Source organism: Streptomyces sp. NPDC041784 (assembly GCF_055591025.1).
Genome location: NZ_JBVJAB010000005.1, coordinates 12,684 through 28,680, shown reverse-complemented (window position 1 = coordinate 28,680; position 15,997 = coordinate 12,684). Strand labels below are relative to the sequence as shown.

General features: G+C 73.1%; 12 protein-coding genes. 6 read left to right on the top strand and 6 right to left on the bottom strand.

The annotated features are described in order from the left end of the window. Positions 1–16: 16 nt before the first annotated feature. Complete coding sequence (locus tag ACZ6D7_RS12365; protein WP_469488067.1) at positions 17–775, bottom strand: TIGR03089 family protein; 759 nt, start codon at positions 773–775, stop codon at positions 17–19. 161 nt (positions 776–936) lie between these two features. Here ACZ6D7_RS12365 and ACZ6D7_RS12360 point away from each other — a divergent pair, with 161 nt between their 5' ends. Further along, positions 937–2,436, top strand: coding sequence for a peptidoglycan recognition protein family protein (locus tag ACZ6D7_RS12360; RefSeq protein WP_469488063.1), 1,500 nt, complete (start codon positions 937–939; stop codon positions 2,434–2,436). Positions 2,437–2,611: 175 nt separating this feature from the next. Further along, positions 2,612–3,694 (top strand): mannose-1-phosphate guanylyltransferase, encoded by a 1,083-nt coding sequence (gene manB / locus ACZ6D7_RS12355; protein ID WP_469488060.1) that lies wholly within the window; start codon positions 2,612–2,614, stop codon positions 3,692–3,694. Between the two features lie 380 nt (positions 3,695–4,074). Here the strand turns inward: manB and ACZ6D7_RS12350 are convergent, their stop codons facing one another. From ACZ6D7_RS12350 to ACZ6D7_RS12335, 4 genes are all read right to left on the bottom strand, one after another. Further along, positions 4,075–5,088, bottom strand: coding sequence for a DNA-3-methyladenine glycosylase family protein (locus tag ACZ6D7_RS12350; RefSeq protein ID WP_469488056.1), 1,014 nt, complete (start codon positions 5,086–5,088; stop codon positions 4,075–4,077). A 248-nt stretch (positions 5,089–5,336) separates the two neighbouring features. Beyond that, positions 5,337–6,641, bottom strand: a complete 1,305-nt coding sequence (locus ACZ6D7_RS12345) for a coenzyme F420-0:L-glutamate ligase (RefSeq protein ID WP_469488051.1) — start codon at positions 6,639–6,641, stop codon at positions 5,337–5,339. Next, on the bottom strand, positions 6,638–7,597 hold the full coding sequence (gene cofD / locus ACZ6D7_RS12340; RefSeq protein WP_469488048.1) for a 2-phospho-L-lactate transferase: 960 nt from the start codon (positions 7,595–7,597) through the stop codon (positions 6,638–6,640). The genes ACZ6D7_RS12345 and cofD overlap by 4 nt, the downstream gene beginning before the upstream one ends. A gap of 156 nt (positions 7,598–7,753) precedes the next feature. Further along, the gene (locus ACZ6D7_RS12335) at positions 7,754–8,299 is read right to left on the bottom strand and encodes a cysteine dioxygenase (RefSeq protein ID WP_469488042.1); all 546 of its coding nucleotides are present in this window, start codon (positions 8,297–8,299) and stop codon (positions 7,754–7,756) included. A gap of 722 nt (positions 8,300–9,021) precedes the next feature. Here ACZ6D7_RS12335 and ACZ6D7_RS12330 point away from each other — a divergent pair. The 3 genes from ACZ6D7_RS12330 to ACZ6D7_RS12320 all read left to right on the top strand — a co-directional run bounded on the left by ACZ6D7_RS12330 (position 9,022) and on the right by ACZ6D7_RS12320 (position 14,743). Next, entirely contained in the window at positions 9,022–9,285 is a 264-nt protein-coding gene (locus ACZ6D7_RS12330) for a WhiB family transcriptional regulator (RefSeq protein ID WP_030792866.1), read from the top strand. Between the two features lie 176 nt (positions 9,286–9,461). After that, positions 9,462–13,157 carry a glycosyltransferase family 2 protein gene (locus ACZ6D7_RS12325; protein WP_469488036.1) on the top strand — a complete coding sequence of 1,232 codons (3,696 nt, stop codon included), beginning with the start codon at positions 9,462–9,464 and terminating at the stop codon, positions 13,155–13,157. Then, positions 13,154–14,743 (top strand): DUF5719 family protein, encoded by a 1,590-nt coding sequence (locus ACZ6D7_RS12320; protein ID WP_469488033.1) that lies wholly within the window; start codon positions 13,154–13,156, stop codon positions 14,741–14,743. The genes ACZ6D7_RS12325 and ACZ6D7_RS12320 overlap by 4 nt, the downstream gene beginning before the upstream one ends. Positions 14,744–14,783: 40 nt before the next feature. Here ACZ6D7_RS12320 and ACZ6D7_RS12315 read toward each other — a convergent pair whose 3' ends face one another. After that, positions 14,784–15,233 carry a metallopeptidase family protein gene (locus tag ACZ6D7_RS12315; protein WP_469489370.1) on the bottom strand — a complete coding sequence of 150 codons (450 nt, stop codon included), beginning with the start codon at positions 15,231–15,233 and terminating at the stop codon, positions 14,784–14,786. A 294-nt stretch (positions 15,234–15,527) separates the two neighbouring features. Here ACZ6D7_RS12315 and ACZ6D7_RS12310 point away from each other — a divergent pair, with 294 nt between their 5' ends. Then, positions 15,528–15,950: a DUF3499 domain-containing protein gene (locus ACZ6D7_RS12310; RefSeq protein WP_469488030.1), complete on the top strand. Its 423-nt coding sequence runs from the start codon at positions 15,528–15,530 to the stop codon at positions 15,948–15,950. Positions 15,951–15,997: the final 47 nt, after the last annotated feature.

The window sequence follows — 15,997 nt, the reverse complement described above, 5'->3', positions numbered from 1 at the left end:
GGCGGGCCTGCCAGGGTCAGTGGGCCGTTGCCGTGACCCGTTCGCTTTCGATGCGTCGGGTGAGGGTGTCCTCGGAGGCCTGGTCCAGGTTCCGGCACAGGACCACCGAGCCGCCGCTCGCGAGCGGACCGTACAGTCCGGCGCTCAGCCCCTCCCAGGTGTCGTACGGCAGCCCCGACAGCAGTCGGGAGCCGGGTCCGGTCAGGCCCAGTCCCGCCGCCTCGGCGCGGGCCCGCTCCACGACCTCCGCGCCGGTGTACTCGGCCCCCGCCACGACCAGCGCGGGCGCCTCGGGGTCGACGGGCGTGTACGGCGCGAAACGGTCGCCGTGCGTCGGGACCTCCACGGCGTAGTCGGCGTACCCCTCCGGCGGCGACGGGACGAACCGCCGGCCGAGCGGCGCCAGGGAGAGCGCGTACCGGTCCCCGCCGCAGGCGCGCCCCGCGTCGAAGTGCCCCGGACCGGCCACCACGAAGTCCGCCCGCGCCGGATCCCCGCCCACGTCCGCGACGACCCCCACCGACGAACACGCCAGCAGCCATACCGCCGTCTGCCAGTGCGCGGGCAGCAGCAGCGCGACCCGGTCGCCGGGCTCCGCGGAGAGCCCGTCCTGGAGGAGGTTCGAGGTCTTGGCCACCCAGTTGGCGAAGGTGGCCACGGACAATTCGACCCGCTCGCCCGTGGCGTCGTCGTAGAAGGTCACCAGGGGGCGCGCGGGATCCGCGGCGAGCGCGGAACGCAGCAGGTCGGCAGGGGTGCGATCGGTGGCGTTCACCCGCGCAAGCGTACGCGCCGCCCCGCCGCCCCACCCACCGCCGGGCCACCGGTTCGGCCGAACGCCCCGGGCCGCCGCGCCACCGGTTCGGCGCAACGCTCCCGACAGCCCGTCAACTCCCCAATGGACAGATATATATGACTATGTCCAGGATCGTTGGCATGCGTGGATTGCTCACTTCTTCGATCGGCGTCACGTGTGCGGCGGCTCTCGCCCTCCCCCTGACGCCGCCCGCCACCGCGGCGACGGCGCGACCGGCGCCGAGCGCGGAGGTGGCGCCCGTCGTCGCCCCCGATGCCCCCGACCTCTCCGGCAGCACCCAGTCGCTGCCGCTCACCCCCCTGACCCGCGACCGTGCCCTCGGTGCCGCCGAACAGGGCGTGCCGCGCCAGGACGTAGGCCGCTTCTCCCTGCTCGGCGTCGTCTGGGACAACCCGGACACCGAACTCCACGGCACCGTCCAGGTCCGCACCCGTTCGGCCGGCACCGGCACCTGGTCCGGCTGGCAGGACGTCGAGACCCACTACGCCGACCACGGCGCCGACCCGGACACCGCCGAGCGCGCCTCCGGCCATGTCCGGGGCGCCACCGCCCCCCTGTGGGTCGGCGACTCCGACGGAGTCGAGGTCCGTGTCCGCCCCGACGCGTCCCGCCGTACGGAGGAGACCGGCCGGGGCCTGCGCACCCTCTCGACTCCCGCGGCGCTCCCCGCCGGCCTGCGCCTGGAACTGATCGCCCCCGGGGAGGCGGCCGCGGTTCGTGAGGGGGCGGCCGCCGGGCCGTACGGCGAACGGGCCCCGCGGGGCCGGACCATCGGCGTCCCGTCAGCCGCGCTCCCCGCCTTCGGCTCCGCCTCCGTATCCTCCTTCGGCTCCGCCTCCGTATCCTCCTTCGGCTCCGCCTCCGCGTCCGCCGCTGCCGCGTCCTCCGCGGCCAACGCCGGGCTCGCCCCGCTCGGCGCGCCGGAGATCCCCGCGCTGGACCGTGCCCGGACCCGGAGCGAGCTGTCCGCCCTGCACGGCGGCGAGCTGACGGAGGCGCAGCGGGCGAAGCCGTACATCGGTCCGCGCCCGCGCATCGTCACGCGCCGCGGCTGGGGTGCCGACGAGGGCATTCGGGAGAATGGATTCCGCTACACCGGCAAGGTGAAGGCGGCGTTCGTGCACCATTCGGCCACGGGCAACTCGTACAAGTGCTCACAGGTCCCGTCCGTCATTCGCAGTATCTACCGCTACCACGTCAAGAGCCTGGGCTGGCGGGACATCGGCTACAACTTCGTCGTCGACAAGTGCGGAACCATCTACGAGGGCCGGGCCGGCGGTGTGGCCAAGGCGGTCCTGGGCGCGCACACCCTCGGGTTCAACACCAACAGCATGGGGATCGCCGTTCTCGGCACGTTCACCTCGGCCAAGCCCAGCTCCGCCACAGTGAAGGCGGTCGCCAGTCTGACGGCATGGAAGCTGGGTCTCTTCGGGGGTAATCCGAAAGGAAAGACATATCTGAAGTCCGCAGGTGGCAATCTCTACCCAAAGGGAAAGAACGTACGACTGAACGTGATCTCCGGCCACCGGGACGGTTTTGCCACGGAATGCCCAGGGCGGCAGCTCTACGGCAAGCTCGGCTCGGCCCGTAAGACGGCGGCCAAGTACCAGGGCCGCTGAGACCGCCGGCCGGGGAGAACGCTCAGCGGGGGGCACATTCATCAGCCGTCGGGGGGACAGTCTCCTGGGACTGGGACGGAACACCGCACGGCCTCGAACGCGCCACACAACGGTCTGCATACACTGGCCGGCCGAAAGACAGTTCGGCCGGTCCCGGCAGGAAGCAGAGACGAAGGTGACAGAAGCGATCCTCCTGGTCGGCGGCAAGGGCACCCGACTGCGCCCGCTCACGGTGCACACGCCCAAGCCCATGGTCAGGGCGGCGGGCGTGCCGTTCCTGACGCACCAGCTGGCGCGGGCGAAGGCAGCGGGGGTGGACCACATCGTCCTCGCGACGAGCTATCTGGCCGAGGTCTTCGAACCGTACTTCGGTGACGGCTCGTCGCTGGGCCTCCACATCGAGTACGTCACGGAGGACGAACCCCTCGGCACCGGCGGCGCCATCCGCAACGTGGCGTCCCGTCTGCACTCCGGCCCGGACGACCCGGTGCTGGTCTTCAACGGGGACATCCTCACGGGCCTGGACATCAGACGCCTGGTGGCGACGCACGAGACGACGGGGGCGGACGTCTCGTTGCACCTGACGAAGGTGACGGATCCCCGGGCCTACGGCCTGGTCCCCACGGACGAGACGGGCAAGGTCCTGGCGTTCCTGGAGAAGCCGCAGACCCCCGAGGAGATCGTCACCGACCAGATCAACGCGGGCGCCTACGTGTTCCGCCGCTCGGTCATCGACACCATCCCGCTGGGCCGGCCGGTCTCGGTGGAGCGCGAGACGTTCCCGGACCTGCTCTCCGCCGGGGCGCACCTCCAGGGCATGGTGGACTCGACGTACTGGCTGGACCTCGGCACACCGGCGGCCTTCGTCCGCGGCTCGGCGGACCTCGTCCTCGGCCGTGCCCCGTCCCCGGCGGTCCCCGGCCGCTGCGGCGACCGCCTGATCCTGCCCACGGCGACGGTCGCGGCGGACGCGAAACTCACCGGCGGCACGGTGGTGGGCGAGGGCGCGTTCGTGGCGGAGGGGGCGCGGGTCTTCGGCTCGACGATCCTCCCCGGCGCGGTCATCGAACCGGGCGCGGTCATCACCGACTCGCTCATCGGCACCCGCGCCCGTGTCGGCGAACGCTCCGTCCTCACCGGCACGGTCATCGGCGACGGCGCCGTCATCGGCCCCGACAACGAACTCCGCGAGGGCGCCAGAATCTGGTGCGACGCCCGGATCCCCGCAGGCGCGGTCCGCTTCTCCTCGGACCAGTAGCCCCCACCCGATCCCGAACGCCGGCAGGTCCACTCGGACTTGACCGGCGTTCGGCAGGGCAACGCCCCGTGAGAGGGGTGCAGGGGACGGAGTCCCGCAGGGTCTCCGGGGCGGTGCGCCCGAGGTGTTCGGGAGTGCGGCCCAGGGGCGCTTCCCAAGGGACGAAGTCCCGTCGGGGTCCAGGGGCGGAGCCCCTGGGCGGGGGCGAAGGGCCAGGAGCCCCTGGGGATGGGAATGGGCAGGGGCGGCGGGGCGAAACACCTCCCGCGACGCGCACCACGCACCACCCCACCGCGCACCGCCGCCACCCCACCGCGTACCGCCGCCACCCCACCGCGCGCCACCCCACCGCGCACCGCGTACCGCGTACCGCACACCGCTCACAGCTTCCCGATGTCCCCCCGAGGCATCCGAGGCGCCCGCCGCGCCGGCACCCGCCCACTCAACAGAATCAACCGAGCCGCCCGATGCCGCTGCCCCGCATACGGTTCCAGCAGCTCCAACATCACCGCGTCGTCCGCAGACCGGTCCCCGGCCAACGCCCACCCAACGATCCCCGGCAGATGAAGATCCCCCACCGTCACCGCATCCGCCGCCCCATGACTGCGCTGCACGGTCTCCGCCGACGTCCACGGCCCGATCCCCGGCACCACCTCCAGCCGGGCCTGCGCCGCCCCCGCCTCCATCCCCACCGCCTCCTCCAACCGCCCCGCCACCCGAACCGCCCGCAGAATCGTCGACGCCCGCTTGTTGTCGACGCCCGCCCGATGCCACTCCCACGACGGAATCAGCGCCCATGTCCGAGGCGTCGGCATCACCCACAGCCGCCCGTCCGCCGCAGGCCCCGGCGCCGGCTCCCCGAACTTCCGTACCAGCAACCGCCACGCCCGATACGCCTCGTCCGTCGTGACTTTCTGCTCCAGAACCGACGGGATCAACGACTCCAGCACCAGCCCGGTCCGCGTCAGCCGCAACCCGGGACGCCGATGCCGCGCCATCGCCACCACCCGGTGCTGAGGCGCGAACGCCTCCGGATCGTCCGAGGCCCCGAGCAGATCCGGCATCCCCTCCAGCAGCCACTCGCCGCCCGGCCCCCACGCCTCCCCGCGCACCGCACCGCTCCCCGGGACCACCGACACCCGCAGCGTCCCGGGCCCCGAGGGCGTCAGGCTCGCCCGCCACACCGACCCGTCCGGCATCGCCCGGAACGTCGGATCCCCGGGCCCCCGCCGCAAGGGCCCCAGCACCAGCCCCAGATCGACCGGCCCCGCGGGCACCCATTCCCGCACCCGCCCGGCCGCCGCGCGAGCGGGCCGCGGCACCCCCGCGGGCAAGGCGACATGCCCCCCGCGCACGGTCGTACGCGTGGGCCGGGGAGCGAAACGTCCTGCCATGGGCGAGGTCCTCAAGGAGGTGAGGTCTTAAGACGGGGTGACGTCCTAGAAGGACGAGGTTCTAGAAGGACGAGGTTCTAGAAGGGTGAGGTTCTAAAGGATCTAGAAGGGTGAGGTTCCAGAAGATCGGGATGTCCCTCTCCTCCAGGAGGGGCCCTACGAGGGTAGGCCGAGACACGCGTCACCACGCCCCCCGGCCCACCACACGCGGCTCAGCTCACACCCCACCTCACCGCACTTCGGCAACCTCACCGCACCTCGACAAACCCCTCCACTCCCCGCTCCGCCCGAGCCCTCGGCTCCGCCGCCGCGTGCCCGACGGCCACCGCCCCCATCGGATCCCACCCCTCCGGCAGCTCCAGCACCTTCCGCACCACGTCCCGGCAGAACATCGTCGAGGACACCCACGCCGACCCCAGCCGCTCCCCGGCCAGCGCGACCAGGAAGTTCTGCACGCCCGCCCCGGCCGCGACCACGAACATCTCCCGCTCGGCCCCGTCCCGCCGCGCGTCCCCGTATTGGTGCGACCCGTCCATGACGAGACACGGCACCACCAGATACGGCGCGTTCCGCAGCACGTCTCCCCGACGCACCCGCTTGGCGATCGACTCCTCGGACTTTCCGTCCCGCCGCAGATCCTCGATCCACGCGTCCCGCATCGCGTCCAGCAGCCGGACCCGCGACTCCTCCGACTCCAGCAGCACGAACCGCCACGGCGTCGTGTGGTGCGGCGCCGGTGCCGTCACGGCCGCGGCCACCGCCCGGCGTACCGCACCGGGATCCACGGGTTCGTCGGTGAAGGCCCGCACGGTCCGCCGCTGGGTGACCGCCAGCCGCACCGCCTCCGACGTCCCGAGCCGGAACATGTCGTCGCGCGCACCGCGCACCATGGTCCGAGCCCCGTCCCCGGCACCGTCCGCCACCACATGCGCCAGCCCGCGCACCACGGCCACGGGCAGCCCGGCGGCCTTTCCCTTCACCAGGTCCCCGGCCGCCGCCAGCTCGTCCGCCGTCGCCACGACCGTCGCGCTCAGCGGATTGCCGTACGCGTCCGTCCTCCCGCGCAGATCGTCCAGCACCCGCACACCCGCGGCGCCGATCGCCACGTCCGTGAGCCCGGCGCGCCAGGGCCGCCCGAAGGTGTCGGTGACGACGACCCCGACCTCGACCCCGAGCGCGTCCCGCAGCCCGTCCCGGATCACCCGCGCGGACGCGTCCGGGTCCTCGGGCAGCAACAGCACCGTCCCGGCGGGGGTGTTGGAGGCGTCCACGCCCGCCGCCGCCATCACCAGCCCCTGCCGGTTCTCGACGATCCGCAGCGGCCCGCGCCGCGCCACGACCCGTACCGTCTCGGCGTCGATCGCCGCCTCCCGGTCGTCCGCCGCGACGAGCCGGCCCTCCGCCTTGGACACGATCTTCGACGTGACCAGCAGGACGTCCCCGTCGGCGAGCCCCGGCTCGGCGGCGGCGATCAGCTTGGCCAGGTCGTCCCCGTGCTGCACCTCCGGCAGCCCGGCCACGGCCCAGACCCGGTAACCGGCCTCCGTGCTCATGCCCCCCGCACCTCCTCCGCCAGCGCCAGCGCCTCGCGGGCCATCCGCGCGGTCGCGTCCAGATCGCTCATCATCAGCGGTACGGCCCGGCAGCGGATCCCCGCCGCCTCGATCCGCTCCACCGAACCGGCGTCCACGGTGTCGACGAGCCAGCCGTCCAGCAGCCCCGAGCCGTAGTGCTCGGCCACCGCCGCCGCCGTCGACTCCACGCCGACCGCCGCCAGCACCTTGTCGGCCATCCCGCGCACCGGCGCGTCCCCGACGATGGGGGAGAGGCCCACCACCGGCACCCCGGCCTCGGCGATCGCCTCACGGATGCCGGGCACCGCGAGGATCGTGCCGACGGAGACGACCGGGTTCGACGGCGGGAACAGCACGACGTCCGCCTCGGCGATCGCCTCCAGCACCCCCGGCGCCGGCTTGGCCTGTTCGGCGCCGACCGGCACGACGGCCTCGGCCGGCACCGACGCCCGCAGCCGCACCCAGTACTCCTGGAAGTGAACCGCCCTGCGCTCGCCGTCCAGCACGACGGCGACATGCGTCTCGACCCGGTCGTCGGTCATCGGGATCAGCCGCACCCCCGGCTTCCACCGGTCGCACAGCGCCTCGGTCACCGCGCTCAGCGAGAACCCGGCGCCGATCATCTGCGTCCGCACGATGTGCGTGGCGAAGTCCCGGTCGCCCAGCCCGAACCACTCGGGCCCGACGCCGTACGCCGCGAGCTCCTCCTTCAGATGGAAGGTCTCGTCGGCCCGGCCCCAGCCCTGCTCCTCGTTGATGCCGCCGCCGAGCGTGTACATCACGGTGTCGAGGTCGGGGCAGACCTTCAGCCCGAAGAGATGGATGTCGTCGCCGGTGTTGCCGATGACCGTGATGTCCGCGTCCGGCACGGCCTGCTTCAGACCGCGCAGGAACCGGGCGCCGCCGATACCGCCTGCAAGAACCACAATGCGCATGGGAGCCAGTCTCGCAGGCGGTTCCGACATCGCACCGGGCGGTTGTGGAGAACCGGTGGCCTGTGGACATCCCCGCCACCCGTACGAGTCACGGGTCGGGGACACCCGTACGAGTCACGGCTCGGGGACACCGGTCGGGGACACCGGCGCCCGCCGCTACGCGCTGACGGTGTCCACCCCGTCGTACGCCTCACGCGCCGCGCAGGCCACGGGGGTCCCCCCGGTCGAGCGAAGCCGGGACTGGGGGAGCATCGGCATCTCCGTCAGCCCCGGGAAGTACACGTGCAGGCTCACCGCCGGCTCCAGCGCGTCGTTGACGACCTCGTGGACGTACCCCGGCGCGAACACCCGCTGCGCGCCCGCCCCCAGTACGCGCGTGCCCCGCTCGGTGCGCTCGGTCAGCTCGCCGTCCAGGACGGTCAGCACGCCGGAGGAGGGGCCGTGGTCGTGCGGCCCGCTGTCCTGTCCGGGCACCCAGGACAGCAGCCACACCTCGTAGCCCGGGCCGGTGCGCAGCCGGTGGTACCAGCGGCTGGTGGCGTCGTACCGGACGAGGTGTTCCCACTGGCCGCGGTCGGCGGCGATGGAGCGGGCCAGACCGACGAACTCGGCCACGGTGGCCGGGTGCTCGCGCGGCGCCTGGAGGAGGTGCGGGACTTCGAGGATGTCGCCGGCGATCTGGAGGTCGCTGTCGCTGTTCATGGGGTGCGTGGTTCCTCGGCGGAAGAAGTGGGGGCTGGGGTGTCGCGGACCGTCCGCCCGGATCACGGGTGGAACAGAGGCGCCCTGGTGCGGGCCAGGAGGGAAACAGCAGCCGGGTCGCGGTGGACCCTGGGGCAGCCGGAGCGCGTTGGGCTCAACAGCTGGAACAGCAACAACAGCTACAGCGAGCGCGGGCAGCACCGTGGGACCCGGCGGAGCGGGTCGAGGTGAGTGCCGAGTTCGCGAGCATGCCCACAAGGACACCGGTTCACACCTTCACTGTCAACTCGACGCCCGGTATGTGGGACATGGTTCACCTCATCCGGTTCATCTCGGAGGCGAAAGGTTTGTTCATGTGCCGACCGGGACACATGGCGCACATGCCGGGCGCGCGAGCCTCGTGGTGATCCCGTGATCCGACTGTGATCAGGTTCGCTTCCGCGCGCGTGTCGCAACGGGATCGACTCTTTGGACGTCCTTCCCCGTACAAGCAGCGCTGTGCGGGGCGGTTCCGCCGGGGCCTCATCCGCGTGTCAAGGTTTATGGCGATTTGAACACTTACTGCACGGCCTTGGTTCCGCAGAGTGAATAAGGGGCCCAATAGCAGATCCCGGCTTGACTCGCCCGGAGCAGCACACTTGTAATTTCACTCGTGTCGTTCAGCCGCAAATCGGTAACGGCAACGTCACGGGGACGCGAAAAAGACAGAGCGAGGGGCGCACATGACCGAGCTGGTGCAGCAACTGCTGGTCGACGACGCGGGCGAGGAACTCGGCTGGCAGGAGCGCGCACTGTGCGCCCAGACCGATCCCGAGTCCTTCTTCCCCGAGAAGGGCGGCTCCACCCGCGAGGCCAAGAAGGTCTGTCTCGCCTGCGAGGTCCGCTCCGAATGCCTCGAGTACGCCCTCGCCAACGACGAGCGCTTCGGCATCTGGGGCGGCCTGTCCGAGCGGGAGCGCCGCCGGCTGAAGAAGGCCGCCGTCTGAGACCTCCTCCGCACGGACACGGGACGCGGTGAACGGCCCGTCGCAGGTGGGTTATCCACAGGCGGCGGGCCGTCCTCATGCCCAGCCGATAGTGTGGGCGCTCGTCCGAGACACCCCGCCGCCCCCAGACGGCGCAGGAGTCCACCACAGTCCACCGAACCGGGGCCCGTACCTCGATGTCCGTGCACAGCCACACGGCAGCCCACCGCGACGCTGCCACACCTGAGTTCCCGCGTCATGTCGTGACCGCGGTCCTCGTCTCCCACGACGGTGCCCGCTGGCTGCCCGACGCGCTCGCCGGGCTGCTCGGCCAGGAGCGCCCCGTCCAGTCCGTGATGGCCGCCGACACCGGCAGCTCGGACCACTCCGCGCAGCTGGTCACCGACGCCCTCGGTGACGACCGCGTACTGCACCTCGCCCGGCGCACCGGCTTCGGCCAGGCCGTCGAGGAGGCCAACCGCACGGCCCCGGTCCTCACCCCCGAGGAACTGCCCTACCTGAAGCGGCCCAGCGGCTGGGACCCCGTCACGCGTACGTGGCGCGACGACACCTACGACCTGCCCGAGCTGCCGCACGGAGAGCCGGTCCAGTGGCTGTGGCTGCTGCACGACGACTGTGCCCCTGAACCGGACGCGCTGGCCGAACTGCTGCGCGTCGTGGACAACGAACTCGAACTGGGCCGTGACGACGTGGCCGTCGTCGGCCCCAAGCTGCGCGGCTGGTACGACCGCCGCCAGCTCCTCGAGGTCGGCGTCACCATCGCCCACTCCGGCCGCCGCTGGACCGGCCTGGACCGCCGCGAACAGGACCAGGGCCAGCACGACCACGTCCGCCCCGTGCTGTCCGTCTCCACCGCCGGCATGCTGATCCGCCGCGACGTCTTCGAGGAACTCGGCGGCTTCGACCGCCGGCTGCCCCTGATGCGCGACGACGTCGACCTGTGCTGGCGCGCCACGGCCGCGGGACACCGCGTCCTCGTCGCCCCCGACGCTGTCGTACGGCACGCCGAGGCCGCCTCCCGCGAGCGCCGCGCCGTCGACTGCGCGGGCCGCACCTCGGCCTCCCCGCACAAGGTCGACAAGGCCGGTGCCGTCTACACCCTCCTCGTCAACAGCCGTACGGCCCTGCTGCCCTGGATCCTGCTGCGCCTGGTCCTCGGCACGCTCCTGCGCACCCTCGCCTACCTCGTCGGCAAGGTCCCCGGTCAGGCGCTCGACGAGATCCGCGGCCTGCTGGGCACCCTGCTGCGGCCGGAGCGGATCGTCGCCGGGCGCCGCAGCCGCGGCAGACCGGCCGTGGAGAAGGACGAACTGCGGCCCCTGTTCCCGCCGCCCGGCGCGACCGTGCGGGCCACCGTCGAACAAGTCGCCGGCAACTTCTTCGGCGCCTCCGACGCCGAGACCCCCGGCGGCGCGGGCCGGCACGGCGGCGGCATCGAGTCCGGGCCCGGCGGCGACGACGCCGACTTCCTGGAGATCGAGCAGTTCGCCCGCGTCAAGCGCATCGCCCGCAAGCCCGGCCCGGTGCTCTTCCTGGTGCTGCTGTTCGTCTCCCTCGTCGCCTGCCGCAACCTGCTCGGCGGCGGCGCGCTCGCGGGCGGCGCCCTGCTGCCCGCCCCGGCCGACGCCTCCGACCTGTGGTCGCGCTACATCGACGCCTGGCACCCGGTCGGCGCGGGCGGCACCCCGTCCGCCCCGCCCTACCTCGCGATCATCGCCACCCTGGCCACCCTGCTGTTCGGCTCGACCGGTCTCGCCCTCACCGTGCTGCTGGTCTGCTCGGTACCGCTGGCCGGCCTCACCGCCTACTTCGCCTCCCGCCCGCTCGTGGAGTCCCGCCTCCTGCGCGCGTGGGCGGCCGTCGCCTACGCCTTCCTGCCCGCCGCCACCGGCGCCCTCGCCGGCGGCCGCGTCGGCACCGCCGTACTCGCCGTCCTGCTGCCGCTCATCGCGCGCGCGGGCATCGCCGCGAGCGGCCTGGCGAACACCTCCGGTGCCCGCGGCAGCTGGCGCGCCACCTGGGCGTACGCGCTGCTGCTGACGATCACCACCGCGTTCACCCCGATCGTCTGGCCCATCGCGCTCGTCCTCGGCCTCGCCGTCCTGGCCGTGCGCCGCACCGAGATCACCGCCTACGGCCCGCGCTTCCTGGCCCAGCTGGGCACCCCCCTGCTGATCCTCGCGCCCTGGTCGCTGACCCTGCTGCCGACCGGCTTCTTCACCCAGGCCGGCCTGGACCACGGCGCCTCCAGCGCCACCGCGCTCGACCTGCTCGCCGCCAGCCCCGGCGGGCCCGGCACGGTCGACGGCCTGATGCTCATCGGCATCGTCCTCGCCGCACTGGCCGCCCTGCTGCGCGGCCAGCGTCAGTCCGGAATCTGGACGGCCTGGGCGGTCGCCCTGGTGGGCCTGGTCTTCGCCGTCCTGTCCAACGCCTCCACCTGGGCCGGTCCCGCCACCCTCGTGTACGGCATCGCGCTGCTGGCCGCCGCCGTCATCGGCGCCGACGGCGCACGCGCGCGTGTCGCCGAGCAGAGCTTCGGCTGGCGCCAGCCGGTCGCCGCCCTCATCGCCTTCGCCTCCGCCGCGGGCCCGCTGCTGCTGGCCGCCGGCTGGATGATCGGTGGTGCCGACGGCCCCCTGGAGCGCCGCGACCCCGTCCAGGTGCCCGCGTTCGTCGCCGAGGAGGCCGGCACCCGCGACCAGGCCCGCACCCTCGTCCTCGACAGCGACTCCGCCGCCCACGTCGGCTACATGCTGGTCCGCGGCTCCGGCGCCCGCCTCGGCGACGCCGAACTCGCCGCCGCCGACGGGGAGAACGCCACCCTCGACAAGGTCGTCGCCAACCTGGTCGCCGGCTCCGGCGCCGACCAGACCGACGAACTGGGCAAGTTCGCCGTGCGCTACGTCCTCGTCCACAAGGGCGCGCCCCGCGAGGTCACCCGTGTCCTGGACGCCACGCCCGGCCTGAGCCGGCTCAGCCAGCAGGACGGCAGCGCCTTGTGGCGGGTCGACCAGGAGGTCTCCCGCGCGGCGATCGTCGCCGCCTCCGGCAAGGGCACCCCGACCGCGGTCGCCGCGGGCCCCGTCGAGATCCACACCACGATCCCGGACGGCTCCGACGGCCGTATCCTGCGCCTGGCCGACGCCGCCGCCGACGGCTGGACCGCCACCCTGGACGGCGAGGCGCTCACCCGCACCACCGTCGACGGCTGGGCCCAGGGCTTCGAACTCCCCGCCTCCGGCGGGAAGCTGGACGTCGTCTACGACGACCCGTTCACCCACACCGCCTGGCTGTGGGCCCAGGGCTTCCTCGCCCTCGTCCTCGTCGTCCTCGCGCTGCCCGGCCGCCGCCGCGAGGTCGACGACGACCTCCCCGAGGAGGAGACGGTCCCCGACCGGGCCGGCGAGGGCGAGGGCCGCCGCGCCCGCCGCCTGCGTGCCCAGGCCGAGGAGGAGGCCGAGGAGACCGGGGAACCCGTCCAGGACGACGGCTTCCCACCCCCCGCCCCTGCACCGGAGGAGGGCGAGACCCCGGTCGCGGTCCCGCGGCAGCAGTCCTACGCCGAGTGGGACCAGTCGAACCACGCGAGCGCCGAGTACGGCGGCGGCTACCCGGGCGAGCAGTACCAGGACGGCCGGCAGCAATACCCGGCGGGCGGCTACGACCAGCAGTCCTACGACCCCTACCAGGCCGGTCAGTACGACCCGTACGCCTACGAAGGCCAGGCCCAGCAGGCGCCGTACGAACAGACGTACGGCTACGACCAGGGCTACGGCAACCAGGGCTACGACCCCGCCTACGACCCGGCCCAGCAGGCCCAGCACCCCCACGGCACCGGCAGCGAGCGCCCCGACGGGAGCCAGCAGTGAACCGCACGACCCTGTCCCTGATCGCCGGCACGGCCGCGCTCGCCGCCGTCACCGGGTTCGCCACGCTCAACCAGCCCGCCGCCTCCGGCACGGACACCGCCAAGGCGGCCGCCGAACTGCCCGTGGAGCGCACGAGCCTGGTCTGCCCGGCGCCCAGCTCCTCCGACCTCGCGGAGACGGCGTACACGTCGTTCACGCCCGTCACCAAGGGCACCGGCGGCGACGGCACGGCCGAACTCGCGGCCGCCACCCAGGAGTCGGCGGACGCGACGGGCGACGACGAGAGCGCCGACAACGACGAGGCCGCCGACAAGAGCGACGACGCAGCCGACAAGAGTGACGACGCCGACAAGAGTGACGACGCCGACAAGAGCGACAAGAAGAAGACCGCCGAGAAGCCCGTCCTGACGCCCAAGGCGCCCGGTACCCCGGCCATCGGGGAGACCTCCGGTGGCGAGGCGCCCGCGCTGGTGGGCACCGCCGAGGGGAAGCTCGCCCCCGGGTGGACCGTCCAGGCGACCACCGAGGTCGCCGCCGGCAGCGGCCGCGGCCTCCAGGGCGTCACCTGCACCGCGGCCGACACGGAGTTCTGGTTCCCGGGCGCCAGCACGGCCGCCGACCGCACCGACTACGTCCACCTCACCAACCCGGACGACTCCGCCGCCGTCGCCGACATCGAGCTGTACGGCAAGGACGGCGCCCTCCAGACCACGGTGGGGGAGGGCATCACCGTCCCGCCGCACTCCAGCGAGCCGGTCCTGCTGTCCACGCTCACCGACGAGAAGCAGGACGACGTCACCGTCCACGTCAACATCCGCAGCGGCCGCGTCGGCGCCGCCGTCCAGGCCCTGGACGACAAGCTGGGCGGCGACTGGCTGGCCGCCTCCACCGACCCGGCCGGCAGCCTGGTGATCCCCGGCATCCCCAAGGACGCCACGGCCGTCCGCCTGGTCGCCTACGTGCCCGGCGACGCCGACGCCGACCTGAAGGTCCAACTCGCCTCCCCCTCCGGCCTGATCACTCCCGCCGGGCACGAGACGCTGCACATCAAGGGCGGCATGACGACCGCGGTCGACCTCGGCGACGTCACGCGCGGGGAGGCGGGCTCGCTGATCCTGACGCCGACGGACCGGTCGGTGCCGGTCGTCGCGGCCGTACGCGTGCTGCGCGGCAAGGGCACCGACCAGGAGTCGGCGTTCATCGCGGCCGCCGCGCCGGTCGGCACGCGCGCGTCCGCCGTCGACAACTCCGCCAAGGGCTCCACCCTCTCCCTGACCGCCCCTCAGGGGACCGCCAAGGTGAAGGTCACCGCCTCCGCGGGCAGCGGGGGCGGCACGGCCGCCGCAAAGACGTACACGATCAAGAAGGGCACCACGCAGGACGTCGAACTCCCCGTCCCCAGCGGCCTGAAGGGCACCTACGCCCTCACCGTGGAACCCCTCACCGACACCCCGGTCTACGCCGCCCGCACCCTGGCGGCCACCGAGGACGGCGTCCCGGGTTTCACGATCCAGACCCTGCCGGACGACCGGGGCACGGTGGCGGTGCCGCAGGCCGACGAGGACGTGGCGGTGCTCCAGAAGTAGCTCGATAGGGGCACGGGGTCACTCGTAAGGGGGGCGGTGGTCAGTCCTCGCCGTAGCGCGGATCCACCGTCTCCGGGGTCAGCCCCAGCAGCTCCGCCACCTGCTCCACGACGACCTCGTGGACCAGCGCGGCCCGTTCGTCCCGCCCCTTGGTGCGGATCTCGACCGGCCGCCGGTAGACGACGACCCGCGCCTGCCGCCCCTCGCGCGCGGGGACCGTCCCGCCGAGCGGCACCGCCTCGTCGTTCCACGGCTCCCCGGCCGCGGCCGGGCGCGGCACCTCCAGCACCATGAAGTCGATCTCGCCGAGCTGCGGCCACCGCCGCTCCAGCCGCTCCACGGAGTCCTGCACCAGATCGGCGAACACCTCGGCGCGGCTGGCGGCCAACGGCACCTGGGGCGGTGCGATCGGCCCCCGCATGCCCCGGCCGTGGCGATCACGACGGCGGGGCCCGGGACCTGCGGCACGGGGCGGTACGGGGTTGTCCATCACTACTGAAGCGTAGACCCCGCCACGACCCGGTGCCCGGCCCCACGCTCCCGCCCGGCCGTCCCGCCCCGGCACGCACCGCATGTCGCGGGATGACCATTCCGGCCAAGGTTGGGCTCGATTCCGTATCCCTCCGAGACCGGCGAACTCATGGCAATTGATGAGGTTTGTACCGGACGGCGACCACGAGGCGACAGCTTCCTCGCGTTAATGACTGGTGTTCGCGCAGGTCAGCGGGGTATGACTGGTCAGGCCCGTGGGGCGTTTCACAACACGACACGGTGGAGTGACCTGGTGGAGAGTCGTCGCGGCCCGCTCAAGAGTGCGGTACCGTCCAACGTCGTGAGCCCTGTACGTCGCTGTTCGCGAACCGCCTGCGGCCGACCCGCCGTCGCGACGCTGACGTACGTCTACGCCGACTCGACCGCGGTCCTCGGCCCGCTCGCCACCTACGCCGAACCCCACTGCTACGACCTGTGCGCCGAGCACTCCGAGCGCCTCACCGCCCCGCGCGGCTGGGAGGTCGTCCGCCTCCTCGACGGCTCGGCTCCGGCGCGGCCCAGCGGTGACGATCTGGAAGCGCTTGCCAACGCCGTCCGCGAGGCGGCCCGCCCCCAGCAGCGGGCGGCCGGAGCCGCCGGCGGCGGCCGCGGGGCGGACCCGATGGAGGTCGCCCGCCGCGGGCACCTGCGGGTCCTGCGCTCGCCGGACAACTGACGCCCTTTCGGAACCCGGTCCGGCGCACCTTCTTGGACGCGACATTG

Coding starts and splice junctions, on each gene's coding strand:
- ACZ6D7_RS12360 (WP_469488063.1), top strand. CDS start 937: ATGCGTGGATTGCTCACTTCTTCGATCGGCGTCACGTGTGCGGCGGCT.
- ACZ6D7_RS12350 (WP_469488056.1), bottom strand. CDS start 5,088: ATGGCAGGACGTTTCGCTCCCCGGCCCACGCGTACGACCGTGCGCGGG.
- ACZ6D7_RS12345 (WP_469488051.1), bottom strand. CDS start 6,641: ATGAGCACGGAGGCCGGTTACCGGGTCTGGGCCGTGGCCGGGCTGCCG.
- cofD (WP_469488048.1), bottom strand. CDS start 7,597: ATGCGCATTGTGGTTCTTGCAGGCGGTATCGGCGGCGCCCGGTTCCTG.
- ACZ6D7_RS12335 (WP_469488042.1), bottom strand. CDS start 8,299: ATGAACAGCGACAGCGACCTCCAGATCGCCGGCGACATCCTCGAAGTC.
- ACZ6D7_RS12330 (WP_030792866.1), top strand. CDS start 9,022: ATGACCGAGCTGGTGCAGCAACTGCTGGTCGACGACGCGGGCGAGGAA.
- ACZ6D7_RS12325 (WP_469488036.1), top strand. CDS start 9,462: ATGTCCGTGCACAGCCACACGGCAGCCCACCGCGACGCTGCCACACCT.
- ACZ6D7_RS12315 (WP_469489370.1), bottom strand. CDS start 15,233: ATGGACAACCCCGTACCGCCCCGTGCCGCAGGTCCCGGGCCCCGCCGT.